This is a genomic window from Oceanicoccus sagamiensis (assembly GCF_002117105.1).
In the GTDB taxonomy this organism is placed as follows: Bacteria; Pseudomonadota; Gammaproteobacteria; order Pseudomonadales; family Dasaniaceae; genus Oceanicoccus; species Oceanicoccus sagamiensis.
In genome coordinates, this window is the sequence record NZ_CP019343.1 from 3,488,684 (window position 1) to 3,513,833 (window position 25,150).

A 25,150-nucleotide genomic window follows, 5' to 3' on the forward strand; every position below is an offset into this window, starting at 1 on the left:
TGTTCTCCTCAAATATGGGGTGGTGGTGACCACGATAACTTGCTAGACTCAAACAAGCAAGTCTTGAATTAAATTCAGGTTTAGGGTTATTCTGTACAAAAATGAGAGGAAAATCTACCCATGTCTAGTAAAAAGCCGAATAAAAAGCCGAGTGAAAAGGCAAAGCAAAAGGTTTGGTTAGTTACCGGTGCATCCCGCGGTATTGGTTTGGCAGTAGCCCAGCGGGCTATTGCGGCGGGGGACAAGGTAGCGCTGTTAGCCCGCGGTGAAGCGGTGCTTCAGGTGGCTGAAGGCTTGGGTGAAAACGCCATGGGTGTACAGGCCGATGTGGCTGACCCGGCTTCGGTAAAGTTGGCGGTGGCTAAGGTGCTGGTCGAGTGGGGCCAGATTGATACCATCGTTAATAATGCTGGGCTGCATCGTGGCGGTAAAGTAGGGCGTCGCTTGACGCTGGATGATTGGCAGGCAGTGTTAGATACCAACCTAACCGGTTCCCTTAATGTGATTAGCGCCTGTAGAGATAGCCTGTCCGAGGGTAGCAATATAGTCAATGTGGGTGCTGTGGTCGGCTTTCGCGGTTTCCCCGGTGATGCCGCCTACGGTGCTTCCAAGGCTGGACTGGCAGGTTTAACCCGGGCGCTCGCCATTGAATTAGCCGCTAAGGGGATTTGCGTAAATCTGGTTATCCCCGGTTTGGTCCTTACAGAAATGACCAGCGAGCTGTCTGAAAAAGCGCTGGAATCTATGCGTAAAACTGTCCCCATGGGCCGCTATGGTGCCCCGGATGAAATTGCCGAAGTGATTGAGTTTGTCGGCCGTTCTCGCTATATGACTGGCGCTTTTGTGCCGGTTGATGGTGGCCTGATGTCCAGCTTTGGTGTGCCGCAATGAGTTCAAACGCCGAAAAATTTAGCCAGTGGGCCGAGGCCGAGCTGGGTTTGTGCAATGCCCGTATTGAAAAAAAACTGGCCGGTGGTAATTCCAATCTAACGCAATTGGTTGTCCATGATGCTGGGCAATTTGTGATTCGCTCGGCACCCGCTAATACCATTTCCCCTAAGGCGCATTTAGGTGTGCAAAGAGAAGCGACCTTTATGGGCGCACTGGCCGGTCATGCTCCCGTCCCCAAGGTATTATGCTGGTGTGAAGATACTGAGATTTTGGGTTATCCCTTTGCAGCTATAGAGTTTATTAATGGCGTAGCGATAACCGATACACTACCTGCCAGCTACGATACAGTAGAAGCCGTCAATCAACTTGGCTTGCAGTTAGCCAGTGCGCTGGGCGAAATTGCCTGCGCCCCCTGGCAGGATATTGGTCTTGCAGAAATGGGCAGGCCAGAAAACTTTTTACGTCGACAAATTGAGCGTTGGTTACAGGTGCGGGAAAGCCAGCCCACCAGAGACTTACCAGAGATTGCCCGGTTGGGGCAGTGGCTATTAGATAACTTACCGGAAGATGGCCCGGTCGGTATTTTTCATGGTGACTACCATTTGGATAATACGCTTTGCCATCCAGAGCGGCCTGAATTATTAGCCGTGATCGATTGGGAAATGGGCACTATTGGCGACCCCCTGGCTGACTTGGGTTTGCTACTAATGTTTTGGGGGCCAAGAAGCGTAACACCTCCCGGTTTTGCTCATGTCCAGGCCGCAACCCGCAAAGAGGGTGTGATCGGTCGCCGCGAATTGGTTAAAGCCTGGGAAAAAACCAGCGGTATTACACCGCGCCATTTGGAATTTTATTTATGTTTTGCTTTTTGGCGTCTGGCGGCTATTGTCGAGGGTGCTTATGGTTTATATCTCGAAGGCAAAGTGGATACCGATTATGCCCGAGGTCTTGAATATGATGTCCCCGCGCTATTAAAGGAGGCCGCGCTGGCGGCAGCAGGAGAATGGTAATGCAAACAAATTCTATGGAAACCACCATGATGCACCTACCCATGACGGTGCAGATGATTATGGACCACGGTCGCAATGTGTTCCCCGATTCAAGAGTGGGAACCTTTGATGGCGACTCCATGGTTTATACCAGTTATGCCGAGATTGCCGATAATGCAGCCCGTTTAGCGGCCGCATTACAATCATTAGGTATTGTTCCCGGTGATAGAGTCGCCACCTTTAGTTGGAATAACACGGCCCATATGGAAGCCTATTTAGGTATTCCTTCTATGGGTGCGATTATGCATACCGTTAATATCCGTTTATCGGCTGAGCATATTGCCTATATTATTAATCACGCCGAAAACCGAGTGGTTTTGTTAGACGCCAGTTTACTGGATGTTTTTTCACCGGTATTACCGCTATTAAAAACCGTAGAACATATTTTATTAATTGGTGAGGGCGAGCTGATAACTGATATTCCCACTCAGGATTACCGTCAGCTATTAGCGGCCAATAAGCCATTGCAAGATTGGCCCGAGCTGGACGAAACTTCGGCAGCGGCGGTCTGTTATACCAGCGGTACCACCGGCAACCCCAAAGGGGTGGTCTATAGTCATCGCACTACCTTTGTTCACTCACTGGCTTCGCGCGGTGTTGATACCTTTGGTATTTGCGAGAGTGATAGAATTTTATTGCTGCCCGCCATGTTCCACGCCAATGCCTGGGGGATGCCCTATAGCGGTTGGTTTAGTGGTAGCGATTTTACCTTGCCGGGGCCGCATCTCCAGCCTGAAGGTATCAAGCGCATGATTGCGCTGGAAAAACCTACGGTAACCGCAACTGTGCCCACCATTCTGGGTGATCTATTACGCGCTGACTCTGCCGATCTGGATATGACCTGTTTCCGTTCCATTATTTGCGGGGGCTCTTCCGTTGCACCTGCCATGATCGATGCCGCCAGAGAGCGTTGGGGTGTGCCGGTATTGCAGGGCTGGGGCATGACAGAAACCAGCCCGCTATGTACCGTTTCACATCCACCAAGAGATTTTACCGGCGCCGATGAAACCCAATGGCGAACCAAAAGTGGCCGCCCGGTTGCTGGTATGCAAGTGCGAGTGATTGATGAAGAAGGCAACCCGCTGCCCCATGACGGTGAAACCGTGGGTGAATTACAACTGCGTGGTCCCTGGGTAACGGGTGGATATCACAAAGGCGATTCGCCTGATTCCGTTAGTGACGATGGCTGGCTGCGCACCGGCGATGTAGGCCATATTGACCAGCGCCATTTTGTGCAACTGACCGATCGCACCAAAGATGTGATTAAGTCCGGCGGTGAATGGATATCTTCCGTAGAACTGGAAGATATTATTGCCGGCCACCCCAATGTGCAGCAGGCTGCGGTAGTGGCGACTGCGGATGAACGCTGGCAGGAGCGCCCACTGGTTATTGTGGTGGCGGAAGAGGGCATAGATGCCCAACAGCTGCGTGAATATTTAAAAGATAAAGTCGCCCGTTTCTGGATTCCCGAATATTGGAGCTTTACCGACGATATCCCTAAAACCAGCGTCGGTAAATTAGATAAAAAACGCCTGCGGGATATGAATGAGTCGGGCGCTCTCAAGGTTGAGGTAATACGCTAATGGCTAGTCGACCAGATTCAGAGCGGATGACACAGGCGGAACGCACCGCCTTATCCGATAAAAAAATGTTTGAAGCGGCGATTGAATTAATCAATGAACGCGGCACACAAAAAACCACCTTAAAAGAAATTGGTGAGCGGGCAGGCTATAGCCGCGGCTTAGCCAATTATCGTTTTGGTTCTAAAGATGGCCTAATGCTGGAATTATTTGAGCGTTTTGATGACCGCTGGAAAGAACATCTCGGAGATTACATCAGCAATACCCATGGGCTGGAAGCGGTTCGACAGGCCTCCAGTGCATTGCGGGATTTTTTAAAGAAAGAATCCAAATATCTGCGAGCGATGTATCTACTATGGTACGAAAGCCTTGGCCATGAAAGCGATATGCGTCGTTTACTGGCCGAGCATCACGATGTTTATCGTCACGATGCCAGACGCTGGATAGAGCAGGGTATTGAGGCGGGTGATATAAAACCCAACACCGATGCGGAACAGTTTGCCGCACAGTACTGTGCCTTTAGTTTTGGTATTGTTTACCAATGGCTGGTGAATGCTAAATCATTGGATATCGATGCGGTGTTTGATAATTATATAAAAAATACAATTGAGCTATTAGCCAATCCACAATAACCGGGAGCTAACACAATGAGTCAACTGGCAAGAGAAGACGGCAAAAGTATTTATTATGAAGACCATGGCAGCGGCGATAGTGCCATTGTATTAGTGCATGGTTGGGGTGCAGGTGTCAGAGCGTGGGACTATACCTTGCCGGGCCTGGTGGCTGCCGGCCACCGAGTTGTATTGTTAGATCACCGCGGCTGTGGCCAATCCAGTAAAGACTTTGCCGATATGGGCGTTGAAGCGATTGCCAGCGATGTGGTGGCACTGGTTGAACATCTGGCTATTGGCAGCGTTATATTAAATGGTTGGTCTTTAGGCGGCGCTGTTGTGGTAGCCGCGGCCAGAGATTTGGGCGACCGCTGTAAAGGTTTGGTACTAACCTGTGGTGCCACACCCTGTTATGTACAAAAACCGGATTATCCCCATGGCGGTACCGAACAGATACTGGCGGATACCCTGGCTGCGATGAATGCTGACCGAGTTAATTTCTTTGCCGGTTTATCTGCTGGAGTTTGTGCCAGTGAGGTTAGCCCGCAGGTGGTGGATTGGATGTGGCAAATGTTTTTGCAGTCCTCGCCATTAGCCGCCAATTCTCTGGGTGATTTAGGCCCGCTGGACCAGCGTCAGGACCTGGCTAATTTAAATATACCTATTCTCGGTTTTGTCGGCGGTCAGGATGCGGTGGTTGACCCCGCTGTCTGCCGTTCAGTGGCCGACTATGGCAAAGATGTAACACTGGTAGAATGCGCCGCTTCAGGCCATGCACCCTTTATCGAAGAGGGCGAACTCTATCACTCTGAGCTTCATAGCTTTATCGCCAAACAACTTTAAGGAATGGTTTTATGAGTAATGTTAATTACGGCCTCTGGTATGACTTTCGTAACCCGGAGCAATGGCGACAGCCCTTTGAGGACTTTTATGCCGAGCGCTTTGAGCAACTGGTTCAAGCGGAAAAAATGGGCTTTAATTCCTGCTGGCTAACCGAACATCATTTTTGTGACGACGGTTATACACCTTCACCTTTAGTGTTGGCTGCGGCCATTGCCTCAAAAACTGAAACCATGCGTCTGGGCACTAACCTGATGTTATTGCCACTACATGACCCCGTTAGAGTGGCTGAAGATGCAGCTACCTTATCCTTATTAAGTGGCGGACGTTTTGATTTAGGTGTGGGTATTGGTTATCGCCAGGCTGAGTTTGAGCAATTCAAACGAAAAATTTCACATCGCCCCAGTTTGATTGAGGAGGGTATAGAAATTCTTCGCCGCAGCTGGAGCGGTGAGCCGGTTAATTTTTCGGGCAAGCGTTTTGAAGTGGGTGATTTAAAAGTGATGCCTACTCCCGAGACCAATCCAAAGATTTATTTAGGCGGAATGGCAGAACCTGCTATTCAACGTGCAGCCAGAATTGCAGATGGATTTCTCTCTACCGGTGGTCTAGGTATTGATGTTTATAACGAAGCTCTGGAACAGCAAGGCAAGTCGATTCAAGATGGCGATATTATTTTAGGCTCCTGGGCGATTATTGCCGAAGACCCTGAAGCCGAAGCTGCCAAGGTTGCAGACCATGTGTTATACCAAACTAATGAATATATTAAGTGGGGAGCTTTTGGCCCACCCGATCAGGCGACGTTATTTGAGACCGGTGCTCAGGCCATAGAAAATGGCTTGTATGAGTTATGGGATGCCGATACAGCGGTGACGGAATTAAATAAGTTAATGAAAACTTATCCGAATATTCGCGATATTCACTTCTGGGCGCAGTTTCCAGGTGAGTCGGTGGAGTCGGGCAATAAGCGTCTTCGTTATATTGCCGAGCATGTGTTGCCGAGGTTGGGGTGAAAAATCTATCATCCCGGTGAAAGCACACTACTACTAGCCAGCTCATTCCCAGTAGGGTGGATTATAATCCACCAATGCCAGTGGTATTTAAAACCGGTGGATTATAATCCACCCTACGGGGCTAACAGTCATATAAGTTTGGCCTAAAATAGAGTTATACTGATTTTTAATCGCTTATCCCTTAGAATATTATTCTATGCAAACCAAAAAACCTGGCTTACTAAAAAGCAGTTTATTATTGTCCATAGTGACTTTGATTTTCTGTAACTTCGCTACAGCTGATAGCATGCGTTTTTCTGTCAGTAATAAACTGTCCCCTCCCGTTCCTCCTTATCAATGGTATGATTTCTGTACTAGCAGCTATCAAGGTTTTAATAAAGAACTGTATCAGCGTCTGGCTTCCGACCTTGGCTTAAAGGCTGAGTTTATCGAATCAAAATATGCCGTAAACGCCACTGATATGCAGCGCTATAATCTGGAGCTTATAGCATCAGGCCAAACCTCTTTTTCCCTTTCCCATCCCGCTTTTATAAAGGACTCAAGCAAGTGGGTGGTAGGCGCTCAGCCGCCATTAAACTTTGACCAGGTCATTGTGATATTGGCAGAGCGTGATGATATTAGGCAGTTGGCAGATCTACAGGCACTTATGGGCACTGGTGTGGATACCACATCGGATATTCATGAGTTTAAAAAAATAGGTCTGGATTTACAGTTTAAAGAGGCTGCAACCTTAAGTGAGGCATTACAAACCGTGTCCAGAGGCGATGCCGATTATTGGATAGCACCGAAATTTTTGGCACTGAATTTAATTGAGGAGCTAGCGCTTGAGGGGCAGGTAAAGTTCTCGCATCTTAAAGTCAGCACCTTATCCGATTTTTATATGGTAACCAGTACCACGGAGAGAAACCGGCAATTGATTAATCAGATTGATACGTTGGTGGTTAAATACCGGGAGGCAGGCTATATCGACTTTCTTAAAATCAATGCCTTAAAGACCTGGTTATCTAATAAGTCCTGTGCCCAGCAGGGGGCTACAGGGTAGAGCGGCTGATAAAGATTATTTCAACCCACTCATTGTCAAAACACTGGTCAAAAACAAGCGATGCGCCCCTTCAGGGTCAATATCCGAATCAAAATACACCGCAGAGCGCAAGCCAATCATCAGCCCGTAAGCAATCTCCGCCGCATCGGTACTGTTATTCATAAACACTGCCGGGCAGTCATCAAAGATTTTGGCAAGGTGGCTTTTACAGCGCTCATCAAAGTCACGCTTGGTAATTTTAAGTACATCATCATTAACCGCAGCGCCAAAGCACTCCAGCATAAAACCAATCTCTTTCACCGTACTGGCTTCGCCCTTAAACCAAAAGTCCGCCAGCGCTTCAATCTGCTCGCGTGGCTCCAGTTCGCCAAATTCTTCAATTTTCTCCAAAAAGCTAACCGACACATTCTCAAAGTACTGCTCAAGAATGGCTTCCTTACCTTTAAAGTAATAGAGCAGGTGGCTGGGGGACATATCCGCGCCCTTGGCTACATCTGCCAGCGTGGTTTTTACATAACCCTGAGCAAGAATGCAGTCGTGGAGGGATTTAAAAATTAGGCGGCGGCGCTTGTCTCCGCGGCTATCGCGGCGGCCGGCTCGGGAGCGTCTGGGTGTCGTTGTTGGCATGGGGCGCACTCTATCATGTTAATTATTAGGATGGCAGTGTCAGTAATACCGGTGCTTGATTAAATTTGATAAATCTTTAAACTTGAACTTTATTCAAATTAAGCCTAATATCGAATTTATCCAATTATCAGGGTTTTATTTATGTCAATTGAAGGTCTTTGCTTTGTAATTACCGGCGGTGCTGCCGGTATTGGTGCGGGTACCGCCCGTTTAGCGGCTAGCCGTGGCGCCAAAGTAGTGGTGTCGGATATGAATGATGCGGCGGGGGAAGCTCTGGCTGAAGAGATTAATGGCAGTGGTGGTCAGGCGATATACCAGCATTGCGATGTGACCAATGAAGAGCAAGTGGAAGCCTTAATGAAAGCGGCCGCCGATGCCTTTGGCGGTATTGATATTGTGCATAACAATGCAGGTATTCATGAAAGTATGTTGGGCGGCGATTTATCCCTTGATGGTATGAGCCGCGCTACCTTTGAAAAGGTAATGGGCGTGAATGTCACCGGCGCATGGCTCTGTGCCAAATATGCTTTGCCCTATTTACGTAACAGCGATAACGCCTCCATTATCAATGCCGGTTCAACCAGCTCTCTAACCGGTTACCCGCAGTGTCAGGCCTACGGTGCCAGTAAAGGCGCGATTATGCAGCTGACCAAAATGCTGGCGGTTGATCTGGCCCCCGATAGTATTCGGGTTAATTGCTATTGCCCCGGTTCCATCCATACCCAGATTGTCGATAAATTTTTAGAGGCGGCTCCTGACCCTAAGGCAATGCTTAATACTATGACGCAAACTCATTTGATTCCGCGTATGGGCAAGCCTGTTGATGTAGCGGCACTGGTCTGTTTTCTGGCCAGCCCTGAGTCAGAATTTGTTAATGGTGCTGTTTGGGGTATCGATGGCGGTTCATTAGCCTGGCGCGGCACCCTTGATGTATTAGGTATGGAGGCAGAGGCATGAGCCTGACCGTTGAGCAAAAGTTAGAGATTCACGAATTATTAAGCCGCGCCGCCTATGCCTATGATGAGCGCGATATGAAAATGTTAGAGGCCTCCTTTTCAGAGAGCGCCAGTTTTACCATGCGTATTGCCGGTGGTGATCTGGTCGGCCCGTTTGAAGGCCGGGAAGCAATTATGGCGCTAATGTCCGGCTCTATGAATGATCAAACCGATGTACGCCGTCATGTGGTTAGCAATATCTTTTTTGATAATAACAATCCCGAAACCACGGTAGTGTCCAATCTGACTTTAATGGCCACAGAAAATGGTGTCACCCAGTTACTCACCACGGGCGTCTATTACGATACCGTGGTTGAAGAGGGCGGGCAGTGGTGTATTCGTCAGCGTCATATCGATTTAGATAAAGCCTATTAGGGAGCTACCGTGAATATTGGATTTATCCCCAGTAAAACTGCGCGGCTGGAGCCACACCGCGAAGCGCTGATTGATGTGCACTCCGGTCGCCGGGTGACCTTTGGCGAGTTAGATGGCAATGTCTGCCGTTTGGCGAATGCGCTTATTGATCAATTAGGTTTATCCAAGGGCGACAGGGTAGCGGTGTTATCCAAAAACTCTATCGAGTATATGGAAATTTATTATGCCTGTGCGCGGGTGGGTATGATTGCCCAACCGATTAACTGGCGGCTTGGCCCTGATGAAATGGTGCGTATTCTTGAAGATGGTTCCCCTTCCGTGGTTATCTCTTCAGGCGAGTACCGTGAAGACGCGGAGCAACTTAAAAACAAAATCAGTGTATCGCACTGGCTTAATTTTGGTGACGACAGCGATGGCTCATATCAGGCATTGCTAGAGGGCTCTTCCACCGATGAGCCTAAAGCTTCTGCAGAGGTTGGTGGTGATGACCCGGCATTGATTCTTTATACCGGCGGTACTACCGGCCAATCCAAAGGCGCATTGCATACCCATCGTTCGCTCTATATGGGCATGATTAACCAGACCGTTGCTGAGCGTGTGGTGCCTTCCGATGTGTATATGCTAACCGGCCAGATGTTTCATATCCCGGTAGCGTTGGGCATGAACTACCACGCCCATGGCTGCCCTATGGTGTTGATTAACTTTGATGCACGGTTAGCGTTGGAGACTATTCATAAAGAACGGGTTTCAGCCTTTCTGGGTATCACCACCATGCTTAACTGGATGATGGCGGACGAAAAATTTGCCGAGTTTGATTTAAGCAGTTTACGAAATATTCAATACGGCGGTGGCCCTATGCCCAGCAGCGTAGTCGCCGCCGCATTGGATGCTTTTCCCTGCACCATTATTCAAGGCTATGGCCAGACCGAAGGGATGACCATGAGCTTTTTATCTCAGGAAGATCATTTGCGGGCTTTGGCTGGCGATCATCCCGAGCGTTTGGATTCCTGCGGCCGCGAAGGCTTTGTAACGGAAATGCGTTTGGTGGACCCTGAAGGTAATACCGTGCCGCGCGATGGCAATACCCCCGGTGAAATTATTGTGCGCTCCGAAGCCAATATGGTGGGCTATTGGCAGCGCCCTGATCTTACCGCTGAAACCATTCGTGATGGTTGGATGTGGACTGGCGATATCGCTGTCTGGGACGAAGCCGGTTATATTTTTATTGTTGACCGTGCCAAAGATATGATTATTTCCGGCGGTGAAAATATTTTCTGTACTCAGGTAGAAGCTGCCATTCATAAACACCCCGGTGTATTAGAGTCAGCGGTATTTGGTATTCCCGATGATGTTTGGGGTGAGGCGGTAAAAGCCGTTGTGGTTATGAAGCCCGGTCAATCGGCTACCGAAAAAGACATTATTGATACCGCCGCAGAGCATTTGGCGTCCTATCAAAAACCCAAATCTGTGGACTTTGTTGAAAGCCTGCCCAAAGCTCCCACCGGAAAAATTCTTAAACGCGATTTGCGCACACCCTATTGGGAAGCGGCAAGGACAAATGTATGAGTGTATTAACCCCTGAGGTATTGTCGGCAATTGGTCGCCAAAGCCAGCCCCAGCGTGAAATTGTTACCCGTCGCGATATTCGTAAATACTCGGTGGCAACGGGCAATCGCCAGCGCAAGTATTTAGACGGTGACCAGGCTCCGCCGATGTTTCATGTGCCGTTATTTTGGGATGTGGTGGAGTTGGACCAGCTAACACCGGATGGTGTATCGATTGATTCGCTACTGCCCAAATTTCCTTTGGAAAAAGCGATGGCCGGTGGTTTAAATATTGAATACCACAAACCGGTTCGCCCCGGCGACTGGTTAACCGCCACCCGCACATTAACCGATATTTATGAAAAAGAAGGGCGCTCCGGTGCCTTGATTTTTTACGAAGTGGTGATGGATATCGTCAATGACGACCAAGAACTGGTTATCCGCGAAAAAACCACGAGGATTTTACGATGACAGCAGCAGTAAATAATGCCCGCTTTGCCACCATTGCCGTTGGCGATAGCCTGCCGGAGCGAGAGTTCGACTGCGATAATGTGCAGCTAATGTTATATAACGCCGCTTTGTGGAATGGTCACCGTATTCATTTTGATGAGCCCTATACTAAAAATGTAGAAGGCTACCCCGGCCTGGTATTGGCAGGCCCTATGTTGGGTGACTGGTTACACCAGTGTGCTGAAGAATGGCTGGCTGATGACGGCCGAATTATTTCTATCGATTACTCCAATCGTGTGGCCGCTTATGTGGGCGATATTTTAACCTCGGGCGGAACCGTTACCGCAGTACATCCTGATAAACAGGAATTGGAAATCGATATCTTTATAAAAAATAAGGAAGGCGCGGTAGTGGCTCCCGGAACAATGGTGGTGCGATTTGGCGAATCCTGGTAAAGAACTGCGCGGCAAAGTCGCGATAGTGGGTGTGGCGGATACGGAAGTTGGCGTACTAACTGGCCGTTCTCCGATGGACCTTGGTGTAGAAGCTGCGCTAAAAGCGATTAAAGATGCCGGCCTTAAAAAATCCGATATCGATGGTTTAATTACCTGCAATTCCATGGCCCAGCCATTGATGTACCATGCTGAAGCTACCGCTGAATATCTGCAAATTTTTCCGCGCTATTGTATGGCCGTGGGCGCAGGCGGCGGTACAACCTTTACCGCTATTCATCATGCCGCCTCTGCAATCGCAACCGGTATGGCGGATATTATTGTGATTGCTATGGCCGACTGTATGCGCAGTGGTTTAAGTCGTGAGCAGGCCTTGCAAGTACAAGCCTCAACCGGTCACCCCGAGTTTGAACAACCTTATGGGCCTACGGTACCAGCCTATTACGCCTTAATTGCGCAGGCGCATATGGCAGAGTTTGGCACCACACAGGAACAGTTAGCCGGTATTGCGGTGTCAACTCGGCAACATGCAGCCAATAATCCAACGGCACAAATGCGCGATCTAATTACGGTTGATGATGTGATGTCATCACGGATGATTGCCGACCCGTTGCATCTGTTAGATTGTTCACTGGTCTCTGATGGTGGCTCGGCAATTGTAATGTGTAGTGCAGAACGCGCCGCTGATCTGCCCCATGACCCGATTTATATTATGGGCGCGGGTGAAGGCCATAACCATGAACATATAAGTGCGGCTCGCAGTCTGACGACGTCTGCTGCAAAGGAAGCCGGAGAGCGAGCTTATGCCATGGCAGGGCTGCAATCTTCAGATATGGATTTTGCCCAGCTCTATGATTGTTTTACCCCAACAGTATTGGTTGAGTTGGAAGATTTAGGTTTTTGTACCAAAGGTGAGGGCGGTGCATTTGTTGATAGCGGTGCTCTGGCCCCTGGTGGTAGCTTGCCAGTAAACACCCATGGCGGTCTGTTATCTCACAGCCATGCGGGTAACCCCGGCTCCATGTTTGCTCTAACAGAATCAGTATGGCAGTTGCGTCATACCGCTGGCGAGCGTCAGGTTCCTAAGGCGCGTCACGGTTTGGTGCATGCACAAGGCGGTATTATGTCTTCCCATACCACATTGGTTTTATCACGGGAGGCCAGCTAAATGAGTGCGCCGGAATTAACAAAAATCTTACCGCCGGATACAGAATTATCTCGCCCTTTTTGGGAGGGCTGCCGTAATCAGCAATTACTGATGCAACAGTGTAAAGACTGTGATCGGTTTCAGTTTTACCCCCGTATTGTTTGTAGCCATTGCGAAGGCGAACAACTCAGTTGGCAGCCGGTTTCAGGGCAGGGCAGTGTGGCCAGTTTTACCATTGTGCGCCGGGGTATTTCCAAAGCTTACGAAGCCCCTTATATCGTCGCACTGGTTGACCTGAAAGAAGGGCCGCGTATGATGACAACTGTTGTCGGTTGTGACCCTGAAAGTGTTGCCGTAGGTGATACCGTAGAAGTACAGTTCGAGCCTTGGGGTTCGGATTTAGTTTTACCAGTATTTAGCAAACGATAATAAGAGAGGTTTTACCTCAATAATGAGCAGCCCGAAAACACCTGATGCTGTAATTAATCCTCAAGCACCGCCAGGGTCACTGGAGGCAAAACTGCCGCCGGTTGATAATGGTACCGAGTGCTATTCCAAAGACGACTATTTTAGTCGCGATGCCAAGGCCCTTGAATGGGATAAAATGTGGACTAATAGCTGGCTAATTGCCGGTGTTAGTTCAGACCTTGCCAAACCCAACGATTATTTTCTTTTTGATATCTGCGACGAGTCCATTATTGTTACTCGCACCGATAACGGTATTAAAGCCTTTTACAATGTTTGCCAACACCGCGGTTCCAAACTGGTTTGGGAAGAGCGCGGTAATAAAAAAGTCTTTGTCTGTCCTTTCCATAGTTGGAGTTTTCATAATAACGGCGACCTGCGCCGGATTACCGATGAAGATACATTTCAGCCCGAGGTTGTTGCTCATCGTCCAGGCTTAACGCCAGTCCATTGTGAAGAGCATGCCGGAATTATTTTTATCCATATGGGCGATAAACCTGAACCCTTGGTTGAGAGTATCGGTTTGCCTGAAGGTTATCTCGAAGCTTATCAAATCGATAAAATGAAAGTGATTCGCCAGGTGCGCAGCGAGTGGGGTTCAAACTGGAAAGTGGGCGTCGAAGCTTTTTATGAAAGTTATCACCTGCATTCCGTTCACCCGGAAACCCGCGGTGTAATGGCAGACCTTAATGTTCAGTACGACCTTTACCCCAACGGTGCCAGTCGCATGATTGTGCCTTTTGGTATTCCCAGCCCGCGTTTCCACGATCAAACTACCGTTAACGAAGGTCTGCAAATGATGTTGCAGGATGCCGGTGTAGACCCTGAAGGTTTTACGGGTACCGCCACCGATGTTCGTCGCGCCATTCAATTAGGCAAACGTGAACGCTCTGAACGCCTGGGTTTGGGTTACGAGCGTTTTGAAGATGGCCAGCTGTCCGATAGTTGGGCCACCGGTATTTTCCCGAATGTGCAATTAGGCTGTCATCCAGAAGCCATGTTCTTTATGCGCTTTCTACCCCATGAGACCGACCCAGAGCGTTTCTATTACGACACCATGACTATGTTGTTGCCGGTTGACGATCCCGATTACAGCCCGCCAGCCTGGATGGGCTTGCCGGAAGATCTCGATATCAGTGGTGGGCAAAGGCCCAATATCGAGTATTACTCGATGGGCGAAGATGCCGGCCTTGGGCTGGTATTAAGCCAGGATTCTGCCCTGTTGCCAGTGGTGCAAAAGGGCATGCGCAGCCGGGGCTTTAAAGGCCAGTTATGGGGCGAACAAGAGCAGCGTCTAAGGCACTTCCACGTAGAGCTGGCGCGGCGTCTGGGCGAAAACGAATAACTTGAATAATATTTAAATATTTGCTTGACAAAAACAAGTAACAGGTTCAATCTTGAATAAGATTCAAGTTTAATAGCAGTAAACCATTAATCGATAATTTTGATAATAAAAGACCTAATCCTTAAGGGGGACTTGGAAAATGCGTAACAACAGTGAATCAGGCAAGGCTGCGACCCGCACTTTGTCATCGTTTAAACCGAAATCACCATTGCGGATGGCAATACTGTCTTCATTGTTGCTGCCAGTAGCTGGTATCAGCGCTATGGCACAAGCACAGGACGCTCGCGTGCTGGAAGAAGTTCAGGTTACTGCTCGTCAAAGAACTGAAAGTTTGCAAGATGTGCCCGTTGCTGTAACGGTAATGGATGAAAGCGCGCTGCAAAAAACCTTCGCCCAGAATCTGGGTGAGATGGGCGATTATGCCCCTAACGTCACCATCGGTACGGTGCCTGGTTTTAACGCCGCCTCGATTGCTATTCGTGGCGTGTCTACCGGTGATATCCCTTCTACTTTTGACCCTGCTGTAACGGTAGCGGTTGATGGTTTCTATTTAGGTCACTACCAAGCATCGTTGTTAGATATGTTTGATATTGAGCAGGTAGAAATTCTGCGTGGCCCACAGGGCACGCTGTTTGGTAAAAACACCATTGGTGGTGTTATTAATGTCACCACTAAAAAGCCTAGCGGTGAGTTTGGCGTACAAGCCAAAGCGCGTTTAGGTAACGAAGGTCGTCAGGATATTATGCTGGCCGCTGATTTACCGATTGTTGAAAATACTTTAGCTGCCCGTGTTTCTATGCAGCAATTTGATTTCGACGGTTTCTATGAAAATACCTTTGATGGCAGCGATGCCGGTGGCCAGGATTTATTTGCTGCCCGCGCGAAGTTATTATGGACACCAAGTGAAGAGTTTGAGGCCTTATTATCGCTGGAGTATATCGAAGACGATAGTGATACGCCTATGGTTGTAAATACCACGACTGAAGAAAAGTTTTTCTATGGCGCTTACCCCGGCCGCGGTGCTGGCGGACCAGCTAATCGGCCGCTAGGCGATCCATTTAAAACTGGTTTGGTAACCCCCGATCAGCATACAGATGGTTTTGCCGAGTCTAAAAATACTGATGGCCACCAGGAAGATGTCGATGGTGTTTACCTGACACTAAACTGGGATGTAATGGGCGGTACTTTGACCTCTATAACGGGTTACCGTGGTGTAGACTCAGATTACTATAATGATTATGTCGGCGAGCCTTTTGCTATTTACGCGACAATTCGTTCGGTATACCGTGATACCTACAGTCAGGAAATTCGCTTTGCTGGCTCTACCGACAACCTGGATTATGTGGTTGGTGGTTACTATCAGCAAAATGATATGGACTATGAGAACTATACTAGCCTTGGTCCAGATCATCCCTTTGCGGGCGGCCCAACGATTCCTGTTGGCGGGGTTTTAACCGATGCTGATGGTTCACAGGAAGCGACTGCTTTCGCTATCTTTGGTGAAGGTAGCTACAGTATTTCTGAGGTGACTTCGATCACAGCGGGTATCCGTTATTCAGATGAAGAGAAAGATTTTCAGCTAAGTCCGCTATTCTTTCCTACAGAAGCTAGAGTTGATGAGTCTGACTCCTGGGATGATATAACTTATCGCTTAGGCATTGATCATCAGATAAATGATACCACTATGCTCTATGCATCGTTTGCAACCGGCTTTAAAAGCGGTGGCTTTAATGAGCAGGCAGGTACTCTGGAATCTGCAGCTACAGCCTTCGAACCAGAAGAAGCAGAATCTTTTGAAGTGGGTATGAAGGCTGACTTGCTGGATAATACACTTCGTTTAAATGTTGCTGCCTATGCGGTTGAGTATACTGATTTGCAAGTGGATTCAGTTGTACCTGTTCCGGGGGTTGGTCAAGAGTCTATTATTACTAACGCCGGTGAAGTGACCTCTTATGGTCTTGAAGCCGATGTTATGTGGTTGGCAACTGACCAGCTGACTATCGATGGTACTTTGGGCTTGCAAGATTCGGAATATGATAAGTTCCAGTGTGACCGTGATGGTGATGCTTCGACTAATCCTATGCCAACGCCCGATGTTGACTGTTCAGATTTTGATGTTAAGCGTACGCCAGAGACTACAGCCAGCTTAGGTGCTACCTATAATATCCCTCTGAGTGGCCTGGGTGGTTCGCTAGATCTGAATACCAATGCGACTTATACCGATTCTTTCTATAACGACATTATCAATAGTGAATCCAGTAAGCACGAAGAAGTGACGTTGTTAAACGCCAGTGTTTCTTATATTGCTGATGATGAAAAGCTGCGTGTTTCAGTATTTGGTCGTAACCTGACTGATGAGGAATACCAGACTTCAGGTCTAAGTGTTGCTAACTTGTGGAATTTCTCTACTTACGGCAACCCTGCAACTTACGGTCTTGAAGTAGAAGTGAAATTCTAAAGGTCTCTTAAGCTCCCTGCAGTTAAGGGAGCAATGGCAAGGACGCCATATATTTTAGATATTTTATATCAGGGTCGGCTTGCCGGCCCTTTTTTATGGCGCCTTATCTGTTAATCTGCGTCTACTCATTTAAAGCTATTGAGAGGAAGCTGCGTGAAGTTCAGCAAACAATTATTCCTATGGCTAAGCCTGGTGCTGCCATTAACCACAGCTGCGGCTGTCGATGATAATGCTGCCAAGGTATCAGCAGCCGGTGAAGCGCTGTATCAAAAACACTGCCAGATGTGTCATGGCGGCCGCGTTGCCAAAGCGCCAGAGCTCACCTTGATTCGCCTGATGGCAGCCAGCTCGGTTTACCGTGCGCTGGATCAGGGGATTATGCAACAACAGGGCAAGGCATTAAGTGACAACGAAAAAGTGGTATTGGCGGAATACCTCACCGGCCAGAGTTTAAATCAACAGACGGTCGCGCCAGCGCCACAGTGTGAAGGCAAAGCGGCAGAGTTTGATATTAATGCGCCACCACTAGCTGCCGGTTGGAGTGCGGAGAATAATAACCAGCGCCACTATGGCGAAGAAGTTACTTCGATTAACGCTGGTAATATTAATCAGTTAGAACTGGCCTGGGCCTTTGCTTACCCGGAAGCCATTCGCGCGCGCTCACAACCTGCTATTGCCGGTGGTGCGGTATATGTTGGCAGTCAAAACGGCTCAGTGTTTGCGTTAGACCGTGAAACCGGCTGTATTCGCTGGACCTTCCAAACCACCGCGGAAGTGCGCAATGCGATAGTGATAGAACCCTGGAAGGCGGGGGAGAGTGCCAGCCCTTCATTATTTTTTGGTGATATCGCCGGTAATGTTTATGCGCTTAATGCTGTCACCGGTGAGCTGCGCTGGAAAGATCGCCCGGATGATCACCCCAGCCTGACCTTAACCGCAGCCCCTGCACTGAGTGATGGCACCTTATATGTTCCCTTATCTTCATTAGAGGTAACGCAAGCGGCAGACCCCAGTTATGCCTGTTGTACTTTTCGTGGCGGTGTTGCCGCTTATGATGCTAAAACCGGTAATAAAAAATGGGTAGGCTATACCATTGATGAACCGCCCCGTGTGGTGGGTAAAAATTCTATTGGTACTGACCAAATTGCACCCTCCGGTTCCCCGGTGTGGAATTCTCCCAGTATCGATACGAAAAGAGGCGTTATGTATGTCGGCACCGGTGAAAATTATTCCTCACCGGCCAACGATACCAGCGACGCTATTCTTGCCCTTAGCTTAAAAGATGGCAGCATTGTCTGGCGTCAACAAATGACCGGTGGCGATGCCTGGAATATGGGCTGCGAAACCAAAGAGCGGGTTAACTGCCCACCGGAAGATGGCCCTGATTATGATTTTGGTGCTGCCACTATTATTGCGACTAACAGTGCCGGTAAGGATATTGTTTTGGCCGGTCAAAAGTCCGGTGAAGTGTTTGGCCTCGATCCTGATCAAGGCGGCAAAATACTTTGGCGCAATAAAGTCGGTAGAGGCGGCATTCAAGGTGGTGTTCACTTTGGTATGACCGTCGAAGGCGATACGCTTTATGCGCCGATGTCCGATTTTTATGGTGGTCCTCGTTGGCCTGGTGAAGCTTATCCGGGTATGTTTGCGCTGGATATTACTACCGGCAAGCAACTCTGGTTTACCAAAACACCGGATATTTGTGACGGTAAAAAGTTTTGTGACTCTGGACTTTCAGCAGCGGCTTCGTCTATTCCCGGTGCGGCGGTAGGTGGCTCAATGGATGGACACTTGCGTGCCTATGATAGTAAAACCGGTAAAATTATTTGGGACTTTGATAGTGCGGTGGAGTTTGCGGCACTTAACGGTAATAAGGCCATGGGTGGTTCCATGGGGGGCGCTACCGGTCCGGTGTTTAATAAAGATATGTTATTTGTTAATTCCGGTTATGGTATTTATTTCCATATGCCGGGCAATGTTCTGCTGGCGTTTCGGTTGGCAGAATAATTTAGCTTAAGAAATTCCCTTAATAATGGGGCAGCTATTCGGCTAGCCCCATTGATTAATCAGCTAAAATATTTCCCCGTCCCACCATTGATACCCAGGCCTTTAAGCATCGACCATTCCGCTTCCGTAGTCACCCCTTCCGCATAGGCTTTTAAGCCAATCGAATGAACAATACCGCAAAGGCCCTGCACCACAATCTGGTTAGCATGATTGCTATCAATTTGGTGAATCAATTGACTATCAATTTTAATAAAGTGAATACCCAGGTCGGCTAATAGACCAATACGGCTAATTTCCTGGCCGACATGTTCAATACCAATTTTGCAGCCCAGAGGTTTAAGCAGTTTGCACAATAGTGAGAACTGTTCAAACTGGTTATAAACAGCATACTCCGGTATTTCCAGCCATAGCTTGTCCAGATTGCTATAGGGCTGTAGTTGTTTATGCAGGGCGACAATATAGTCTTTGTTACTTAATAGGTCGGCGGAAAGGTTGACACCAACGTCTTGCTGCATATCGTTAATCCAGCCTATCGCTAGCTCACTAACAATAAGGTCAAGCCTGTGCCCCCAGCCCATACGGCTAACCCAGGGTAGAAATTGTCCCGCGGTTAGTTGTTGGCCATCTTCAAGAATAAGTCTTGCCGGTGCCTCGTAGTGTATTAACTGATTATTGCTACCCCTGAGGGGGAAGTGCTCCAGGGCAAATTGGTTGTAGGTGAAGGCTGTTTCCAGTAGTTGCTGCCAGTGGTTGCGTCTGCTGCTGACCGCTGAGGGTTCGACAGTATCGCCATGCTGAATATGGTTTGCTGCTGCCAGTTCTGCGGTGATCAAGGCATTATCCAGCTTGGTCATAATGTCAGTGTATTGATCATTGGCAAAGTAGTGGGCAGTGGCGCAGGGGAAGTCGCAATACTCTGCCAGTTTCCATTGTTGGCTAAGCTGTAAAATATGCTGGTGTAAACGCTGGGCGATCTGCTCAACTTTGTCATCGCTGGTAATAACAGAAATAAAATCAGAGCCATTGAGGCGGCCAATAATCCGGTCGCAACGGTTGTGGTCTTGAGTTCTTAAGGTATTGGCCAATGCGGTTAAAAAATCATCCATCATCACCCGGCCATGGCTGCGATTGAGCTGTGCCAGATTCATAATTCTAACCAGTACAACGACACCGGCAGACTGTTCATCTTTATGTTCCAGAAGGGCACTAAACTTGTCGATAAAAGCTTCCCGGTTTAGCAGGCCAGTAACCGTGTCGGTCTGTGATTGCTGCTGCCATTGGGCCAGTTGCTGGCTTTCCTGCTCAAGCATCGTTCTTACATCACCCGACAGTTGGTTCATAGAGCGCACAATGGCCTGAAACTCCAACGTCTTTGGCTCTGGGGTATGGATAAATTCTCGGCGGCTAATCGCGGCGGCCTGATCGACAACCGCAGCCAGTGGGCGGGAGATAATGCTAATCACAAAGGAGCCGATAACACCGGTTAATAAGGCAATAAGCGCAAAATACCCCATTAAGGTTTGGGTTTTATCCCATAGTGCCTGATAGGCAAATTTGGAGTGGCTCTGTACGGTAATCGTCCCCGCCTGTTTCCAGCCCCGGGTGATTTGAGTGGTGACAGGCTCGGTATGGATACTGATAAGTTGGGTCAGCCAGATCGGCACCCCTTCAATCGCTGCATTATCGTTAAACTCTTCCAGTAGTTCACCGGTGGGGGAGTGTAGCTGCAATAATTGTAAGTGGCTGCTATTGGCAATGGAGGTGAGCATCAGTGTGGTGGTCACCGGATCAAAATCACTATTGGACAGGGTGACCGCAAGGATATTGGCGTTATCGATATTTTTTAGTTGCAGTTGCTGCTCAAGATAGTCTTTGGCGCTTAGGCTGCTAACAATAAAGCTGGCAATAAATGAGACTGACATCACCAGAAGCACTGCTGCCCAAAGCTGTTTATACAGTGACATGGTTAAGTTCCTGATATTTTGTGGTTAGTCATAAATCAAAGCCATCCGTCTGCAGGCGAAATAATAAATTGCGCCAGCGCGAGAGCACCACGCCCGGCTTTCTGCCGCTGGACTGGCTGGCGCCGCCCAACCATAGCCCATCACTATTGAAACTATACACCGGTGTTAGGTCACTGCGCTGTGATGCAGGTAAAATAGTGGGTGTTACATTATCCAAAATCAGCGGCTCGGCATCAGGGCTTGCGTAATAGCTTAATACCATATGGGCCTGTGGCTGTTGGTCGATCACCGCCCGCACATAGGTAATGCGCAATTTATTAATCGGCACATCAAGGGCCAGCAGTGAAATATATTTGGCAATGGTAAAGTCCTCGCAGTCCCCTTTGCTTATCCCCATAGATTCTAAGGGTGTTGCCCAGTAATCATCCATTTGCCAGATAGATTGGTCCGTTTGCCACTGAATATGCTGGTTAAAAAAGTGATTGATTCGGTCCAGCTTCTGTTGTTCTGACAGGCTGCTGCTATCGTTTAGCAGCAATTGCCATTGGCTTAACATCTCCAGGCCCGGCTGCCCATAACGCTGCTCAGCCAGTTGCAAAATACGATTAAAATTCGTACTGGCAGCGGTGATCAGGGCCAATAGCAGCGCAGCCATAAGGCCTGCTCTGGCGGAGTGGGGGAGTAGGGTCATACAGAGTAAACCTAAGTCCGTCTAATCGAGTCAATCAACTGCTTTGGGCAGGTGCTTAGCAGCGTATTTTCGGGTGTTTCACTTGGTTGTATATTTACTACTGTTCTACTACATTGTAGTACTAATAATGTGTCAGATAGATAAAATTAGGGTAAGGGCTGAAAACTCAATAAAACAGGCCTGTTCTTTACCCTGACTCAATCATTAACTGCTTCACCTCTTCAAAGCCTGTTTTGCTGCTTTTTGCAGGATTTACAGTCTGGGGAGTAAGTTTGCAACAATAATTATCCTGACTTCATGGGTGAGTACAGGTACTGGAGATAGCACGATGTTTAATGCTTTAAAATATACCCTGGTATTACCCCTGGCTTTTGCGGGTAGTCATCTACAGGCTGAAAACCTGCTTGAAATTCTGGATAAGGCTTTGCTTTCGGACCCAACCTTTTTAGGGGCGGGTTATGAGCGCGATGCATTGTCTGAGCGCTATATTCAGGCCAGGTCCCGTTTATTACCCAATCTTTCCATATCCTATGAAGAAAAAGAAACTGATCAGGATATTAAAGAGTCAGATAATAATGTCTTTGGCTCTGGTAGTTCTAATTATGATACGACCACCAGCACGCTGACCTTATCCCAGTCTATTTTCGACTACGAATACTGGATGCGCTTTAATCAGTCCAAGGTGACTTCCCAGCGCTCTTTGCTGCAATTTGATCAGGCCAGCCAGGATTTATTGCTGCGTGTGTCGCAAGCTTATTTCGAACAGATTAAAGCCCGTGAACAACTTAATGCCATTGGTGCAGAGAAAGAGGCACTGTTTGGCCACCTGAACTATGCACAAAAAAGTGCCAAGTCCGGTATTGGCCGCATGACTGATGTGGATGAAGCGGATGCTCGCTATTTGGCGGCTGTAGCCAGAGAAGTGGAATACCAAAAACTCTACGATGATGCCCGCTATAATTTGATGGAAATTATTGGTGGTTTGTCTGGCCCTCTGGCAGCAATTAGAGAAGAGGCGCCACAAGATATGCCCAGCCCGGCAAGTTCATCTGAGTGGATTACCCGGGGTATTAGTAATAACCCGGATGTAGCTGTGGCTGAAAAAATTCTTGAAGAGGCGCGTTATGAAATTAAAGCGCAAAAAGCCGGACACTACCCCTCGCTGATGTTGGAGTTCAATGCTTACGATCAGGATACCGATGGCTCGCTCTACGGTGGTGGTAGCCGCGTAGAAACAGAAGATATTATTCTTCGTTTGGAGATGCCTCTCTATGAAGGTGGAGTTGTATCATCGCGCAGCAAAGAGGCTGCCCAGATGATGTATAAGGCACAAGAAGATGTATATCTCATCAAGCGTGATGTTAAAAATGAAGTGCAGTCGTCGTTCCATGGTGTGGTGGCTAATATTGCCCAAACCAAAGCCTTAAAGCGTGCACTAACAGCACAAGAGAATGTATTAAAGAGCAAGCAAAAAGGTTTGCAGTCGGGTTTGTATAATATGATGGCGGTACTCGACGCAGAGCAAGATCTGGCTAAAGCTCGCCAGGCTTATATTGCTGTACGCAATGATTATGCGATTAATTATGTGCGGTTAAAACGCGCTACCGGCGTGTTGGTTGCAGATGATTTGGCCACAGTCAATGGCTGGCTGGAACCCTCGTTGTAAGCGGTGGTTTGGCTTTATGGTAGTGGTAGTACGTAATACATCTTGGGGAAAATATTGTGGCAGATGAACTTGGGCCAGATAGTAGTGATGACGCTCCCGTTGTCACAGCGCCGGCCAGTGCTGATGAGCAGTGGTCAACCCTTAAGGATTCTTACGATCCCAAATCCTTTTCCGCGGCCTGGTTGCAGGTACAGTCACAGTTAATTGGTGATGAGGCTTTAACGGCGGCGGTAGTTTTTGGTACGCCGGACCAGGGGCCCTTTGAGCCCACGGCATTATGGCCCGCCGGTTCACTGGGTTCGCCCATGCTGATAGCGGCAGTGCAGGAAGTCATTAGCCAGCGCGAGCCAGTAGTAAAGCACGCCAAAAGGACCGCTGAAGATAAATCCCCCAAAACGCATGCCGTGGCTTCCCCATTGATTGTTGACGGCCAGATTTGCGGTGCCGTAGCCTTTGAAGTCTCTCATGTTAATGAACAGCGTTTAGAGGAAATTGCCAGTCAATTGGCCTGGGGAGCAGGTTGGCTGGAGGTCAATATACGTCGCAATAAATTTACCTCTTCAGATCGTTTGGTGACGGTGCTGGAGTTGGTTGCGACCAGTTTGCACCATCAACAGTTTATTGCTGCCGCCACTGCCGTTGCTACAGAACTGGCAACCCTGTTGGGATGTGAGCGGGCAGCTATCGGTTTTTTAAAGGGCCAGCATACCCAGCTTTATGCCTTATCTCATACCGCCACGGTGGGTAAAAAAGCCAACCTTGTGCGCAGTATTGAAGCGGTGATGGATGAGTCTATCGACCAACATGCCACCATTGTTTATCCACCCAATGACCCCGACTCGATACAGGTTACCCGTGCTCATGAAGCTCTGGCCAAAGAGGAAGGCAGCGGGGTGTTATGTACCATTCCCCTGACCGAGGGTGATAAGTTTTTAGGCGCTCTGGTTTTGGAACGCCCCGAAGGCGAGCCCTTTGACAAGGCGACCGTTGAACTCTGTGAGCATGCCGCTTCCTTAATTGGGCCGCTGCTGGAAGCCAAGCGCAAAGATGACCGCTGGATTGGCCAAAAGGTAGGCGAGAGTGCAGGCGCGCAACTGCGCAAATTATATGGCCCTAAACATATGGGGTTGAAGTTTGCCGCGTCATTATTATTGCTGGTGGTGCTGTTTTTCAGTTTTGCCGAAGGCGATTATCGGGTGACAGCGGATGCCCGTCTTGAAGGGACTATTCAACGCTCTATTGCAGTACCGGTTGCAGGCTATATTGTTGATGCGCAAGCCCGGGCGGGGGATATTGTTAAACAGGGTGATTTGCTGTTTAGCCTGGATGATCGAGACCTGCGTCTGGAGCGTTTAAAATGGAAAGGGCAAAAACTTAAAAGCCAGCGCGAATATAGTGAAGCTCAGGCAGATTATGACCGTGCCAAGGCGCAGATAATTACCGCCCAGATTTCTCAGGCCGATGCAGAAATTGCCTTACTGGATGAGCAGCTTGACCGTATTCGGGTGGTTGCCCCCTTTGACAGTTTTATTGTTAGCGGTGATTTAAGTCAGTCGCTGGGGGCTCCGGTGGAACGCGGAGATGTTTTATTTGAAGTGGCGCCACTGGACTCCTACCGGGTTATTCTTGAAGTCGACGAGCGCGATATCGCCGAATTGGCAGAGCAGCAAACGGGTAAATTGGTGCTCAGCAGTGCGCCGGAAGATGTACTGATGGTTACGGTAAAAAAAATCACTCCGTTGTCCAGTGCCGAAGAGGGTAGAAACTACTTTCGAGTGGAGGCTAGTTTAGATAGCGATGTCACACCTTTATTCAGGCCCGGTATGGAAGGGGTTGCAAAAATAGAGATAGAGCAGCGCAAACTGATCTGGATCTGGACCTATAAAATTACCCATTGGATTCGAATGTTTTTCTGGTCCTGGTGGCCCTGAGATCGGG

At 48.6% G+C, this 25,150-nt stretch carries 22 protein-coding genes; 19 read left to right on the forward strand and 3 right to left on the reverse strand.

Going from position 1 to position 25,150, the window contains the following annotated elements:
* Positions 1-120: 120 nt before the first annotated feature.
* The 7 genes from BST96_RS16010 to BST96_RS16040 all read left to right on the forward strand — a co-directional run bounded on the left by BST96_RS16010 (position 121) and on the right by BST96_RS16040 (position 7,026).
* Positions 121-891 carry an SDR family oxidoreductase gene (locus tag BST96_RS16010; RefSeq protein WP_085759665.1) on the forward strand — a complete coding sequence of 257 codons (771 nt, stop codon included), beginning with the start codon at positions 121-123 and terminating at the stop codon, positions 889-891.
* Positions 888-1,901 carry a phosphotransferase family protein gene (locus BST96_RS16015; protein WP_085759666.1) on the forward strand — a complete coding sequence of 338 codons (1,014 nt, stop codon included), beginning with the start codon at positions 888-890 and terminating at the stop codon, positions 1,899-1,901. Before BST96_RS16010 ends, BST96_RS16015 begins: the two co-directional genes overlap by 4 nt.
* Positions 1,901-3,523, forward strand: coding sequence for a long-chain fatty acid--CoA ligase (locus BST96_RS16020; protein ID WP_240554822.1), 1,623 nt, complete (start codon positions 1,901-1,903; stop codon positions 3,521-3,523). The genes BST96_RS16015 and BST96_RS16020 overlap by 1 nt, the downstream gene beginning before the upstream one ends.
* Positions 3,523-4,152, forward strand: a complete 630-nt coding sequence (locus BST96_RS16025) for a TetR/AcrR family transcriptional regulator (RefSeq protein ID WP_085759667.1) — start codon at positions 3,523-3,525, stop codon at positions 4,150-4,152. Before BST96_RS16020 ends, BST96_RS16025 begins: the two co-directional genes overlap by 1 nt.
* A 15-nt stretch (positions 4,153-4,167) precedes the next feature.
* Positions 4,168-4,974, forward strand: a complete 807-nt coding sequence (locus BST96_RS16030; RefSeq protein ID WP_085759668.1) for an alpha/beta fold hydrolase — start codon at positions 4,168-4,170, stop codon at positions 4,972-4,974.
* A gap of 11 nt (positions 4,975-4,985) precedes the next feature.
* Positions 4,986-5,984 (forward strand): LLM class flavin-dependent oxidoreductase, encoded by a 999-nt coding sequence (locus BST96_RS16035; protein ID WP_085759669.1) that lies wholly within the window; start codon positions 4,986-4,988, stop codon positions 5,982-5,984.
* A 196-nt stretch (positions 5,985-6,180) separates the two neighbouring features.
* The gene (locus tag BST96_RS16040) at positions 6,181-7,026 is read left to right on the forward strand and encodes a substrate-binding periplasmic protein (RefSeq protein ID WP_085759670.1); all 846 of its coding nucleotides are present in this window, start codon (positions 6,181-6,183) and stop codon (positions 7,024-7,026) included.
* Between the two features lie 15 nt (positions 7,027-7,041).
* Here BST96_RS16040 and BST96_RS16045 read toward each other — a convergent pair whose 3' ends face one another.
* Positions 7,042-7,653 carry a TetR/AcrR family transcriptional regulator gene (locus BST96_RS16045; protein ID WP_085759671.1) on the reverse strand — a complete coding sequence of 204 codons (612 nt, stop codon included), beginning with the start codon at positions 7,651-7,653 and terminating at the stop codon, positions 7,042-7,044.
* 141 nt (positions 7,654-7,794) lie between these two features.
* Here BST96_RS16045 and BST96_RS16050 point away from each other — a divergent pair, with 141 nt between their 5' ends.
* From BST96_RS16050 to BST96_RS16095, 10 genes are all read left to right on the forward strand, one after another.
* Positions 7,795-8,610: an SDR family NAD(P)-dependent oxidoreductase gene (locus tag BST96_RS16050; protein WP_085759672.1), complete on the forward strand. Its 816-nt coding sequence runs from the start codon at positions 7,795-7,797 to the stop codon at positions 8,608-8,610.
* Positions 8,607-9,023, forward strand: a complete 417-nt coding sequence (locus BST96_RS16055; RefSeq protein ID WP_085759673.1) for a nuclear transport factor 2 family protein — start codon at positions 8,607-8,609, stop codon at positions 9,021-9,023. The genes BST96_RS16050 and BST96_RS16055 overlap by 4 nt, the downstream gene beginning before the upstream one ends.
* A 9-nt stretch (positions 9,024-9,032) precedes the next feature.
* Positions 9,033-10,589 (forward strand): AMP-binding protein, encoded by a 1,557-nt coding sequence (locus tag BST96_RS16060; RefSeq protein WP_085759674.1) that lies wholly within the window; start codon positions 9,033-9,035, stop codon positions 10,587-10,589.
* On the forward strand, positions 10,586-11,038 hold the full coding sequence (locus BST96_RS16065; protein ID WP_085759675.1) for an FAS1-like dehydratase domain-containing protein: 453 nt from the start codon (positions 10,586-10,588) through the stop codon (positions 11,036-11,038). Before BST96_RS16060 ends, BST96_RS16065 begins: the two co-directional genes overlap by 4 nt.
* The gene (locus BST96_RS16070) at positions 11,035-11,472 is read left to right on the forward strand and encodes a hotdog family protein (RefSeq protein WP_085759676.1); all 438 of its coding nucleotides are present in this window, start codon (positions 11,035-11,037) and stop codon (positions 11,470-11,472) included. Before BST96_RS16065 ends, BST96_RS16070 begins: the two co-directional genes overlap by 4 nt.
* The gene (locus tag BST96_RS16075; RefSeq protein WP_240554823.1) at positions 11,456-12,637 is read left to right on the forward strand and encodes a thiolase C-terminal domain-containing protein; all 1,182 of its coding nucleotides are present in this window, start codon (positions 11,456-11,458) and stop codon (positions 12,635-12,637) included. Before BST96_RS16070 ends, BST96_RS16075 begins: the two co-directional genes overlap by 17 nt.
* Positions 12,638-13,045 carry a Zn-ribbon domain-containing OB-fold protein gene (locus BST96_RS16080; protein ID WP_085759677.1) on the forward strand — a complete coding sequence of 136 codons (408 nt, stop codon included), beginning with the start codon at positions 12,638-12,640 and terminating at the stop codon, positions 13,043-13,045. It abuts the gene before it with no gap.
* Between the two features lie 22 nt (positions 13,046-13,067).
* The gene (locus BST96_RS16085) at positions 13,068-14,426 is read left to right on the forward strand and encodes an aromatic ring-hydroxylating oxygenase subunit alpha (RefSeq protein WP_085759678.1); all 1,359 of its coding nucleotides are present in this window, start codon (positions 13,068-13,070) and stop codon (positions 14,424-14,426) included.
* 139 nt (positions 14,427-14,565) lie between these two features.
* Positions 14,566-16,884, forward strand: coding sequence for a TonB-dependent receptor (locus tag BST96_RS16090; RefSeq protein WP_085759679.1), 2,319 nt, complete (start codon positions 14,566-14,568; stop codon positions 16,882-16,884).
* 153 nt (positions 16,885-17,037) lie between these two features.
* Positions 17,038-18,891, forward strand: coding sequence for an outer membrane protein assembly factor BamB family protein (locus tag BST96_RS16095; RefSeq protein WP_085759680.1), 1,854 nt, complete (start codon positions 17,038-17,040; stop codon positions 18,889-18,891).
* A 59-nt stretch (positions 18,892-18,950) separates the two neighbouring features.
* Here BST96_RS16095 and BST96_RS16100 read toward each other — a convergent pair whose 3' ends face one another.
* Positions 18,951-20,855: a bifunctional diguanylate cyclase/phosphodiesterase gene (locus BST96_RS16100; RefSeq protein ID WP_085759681.1), complete on the reverse strand. Its 1,905-nt coding sequence runs from the start codon at positions 20,853-20,855 to the stop codon at positions 18,951-18,953.
* 28 nt (positions 20,856-20,883) lie between these two features.
* Positions 20,884-21,546 (reverse strand): transglutaminase-like cysteine peptidase, encoded by a 663-nt coding sequence (locus tag BST96_RS16105; RefSeq protein ID WP_085759682.1) that lies wholly within the window; start codon positions 21,544-21,546, stop codon positions 20,884-20,886.
* 328 nt (positions 21,547-21,874) lie between these two features.
* Here BST96_RS16105 and BST96_RS16110 point away from each other — a divergent pair, with 328 nt between their 5' ends.
* Entirely contained in the window at positions 21,875-23,212 is a 1,338-nt protein-coding gene (locus BST96_RS16110; protein WP_085759683.1) for a TolC family outer membrane protein, read from the forward strand.
* A 56-nt stretch (positions 23,213-23,268) separates the two neighbouring features.
* A complete protein-coding gene (locus BST96_RS16115; RefSeq protein ID WP_085759684.1) occupies positions 23,269-25,143 on the forward strand; it encodes a GAF domain-containing protein in 1,875 nt (624 codons plus the stop codon).
* The last annotated feature ends 7 nt before the right edge of the window (positions 25,144-25,150 follow it).

Bases quoted from the DNA above. Each gene is read 5' to 3' on its own strand.
- BST96_RS16050 (WP_085759672.1), top strand. From the start codon at position 7,795: ATGTCAATTGAAGGTCTTTGCTTTGTAATTACCGGCGGTGCTGCCGGT.
- BST96_RS16035 (WP_085759669.1), top strand. From the start codon at position 4,986: ATGAGTAATGTTAATTACGGCCTCTGGTATGACTTTCGTAACCCGGAG.
- BST96_RS16020 (WP_240554822.1), top strand. From the start codon at position 1,901: ATGCAAACAAATTCTATGGAAACCACCATGATGCACCTACCCATGACG.
- BST96_RS16045 (WP_085759671.1), bottom strand. From the start codon at position 7,653: ATGCCAACAACGACACCCAGACGCTCCCGAGCCGGCCGCCGCGATAGC.
- BST96_RS16065 (WP_085759675.1), top strand. From the start codon at position 10,586: ATGAGTGTATTAACCCCTGAGGTATTGTCGGCAATTGGTCGCCAAAGC.
- BST96_RS16015 (WP_085759666.1), top strand. From the start codon at position 888: ATGAGTTCAAACGCCGAAAAATTTAGCCAGTGGGCCGAGGCCGAGCTG.
- BST96_RS16080 (WP_085759677.1), top strand. From the start codon at position 12,638: ATGAGTGCGCCGGAATTAACAAAAATCTTACCGCCGGATACAGAATTA.
- BST96_RS16110 (WP_085759683.1), top strand. From the start codon at position 21,875: ATGTTTAATGCTTTAAAATATACCCTGGTATTACCCCTGGCTTTTGCG.
- BST96_RS16100 (WP_085759681.1), bottom strand. From the start codon at position 20,855: ATGTCACTGTATAAACAGCTTTGGGCAGCAGTGCTTCTGGTGATGTCA.
- BST96_RS16090 (WP_085759679.1), top strand. From the start codon at position 14,566: ATGCGTAACAACAGTGAATCAGGCAAGGCTGCGACCCGCACTTTGTCA.
- BST96_RS16040 (WP_085759670.1), top strand. From the start codon at position 6,181: ATGCAAACCAAAAAACCTGGCTTACTAAAAAGCAGTTTATTATTGTCC.
- BST96_RS16010 (WP_085759665.1), top strand. From the start codon at position 121: ATGTCTAGTAAAAAGCCGAATAAAAAGCCGAGTGAAAAGGCAAAGCAA.
- BST96_RS16070 (WP_085759676.1), top strand. From the start codon at position 11,035: ATGACAGCAGCAGTAAATAATGCCCGCTTTGCCACCATTGCCGTTGGC.
- BST96_RS16105 (WP_085759682.1), bottom strand. From the start codon at position 21,546: ATGACCCTACTCCCCCACTCCGCCAGAGCAGGCCTTATGGCTGCGCTG.
- BST96_RS16025 (WP_085759667.1), top strand. From the start codon at position 3,523: ATGGCTAGTCGACCAGATTCAGAGCGGATGACACAGGCGGAACGCACC.
- BST96_RS16085 (WP_085759678.1), top strand. From the start codon at position 13,068: ATGAGCAGCCCGAAAACACCTGATGCTGTAATTAATCCTCAAGCACCG.
- BST96_RS16055 (WP_085759673.1), top strand. From the start codon at position 8,607: ATGAGCCTGACCGTTGAGCAAAAGTTAGAGATTCACGAATTATTAAGC.
- BST96_RS16030 (WP_085759668.1), top strand. From the start codon at position 4,168: ATGAGTCAACTGGCAAGAGAAGACGGCAAAAGTATTTATTATGAAGAC.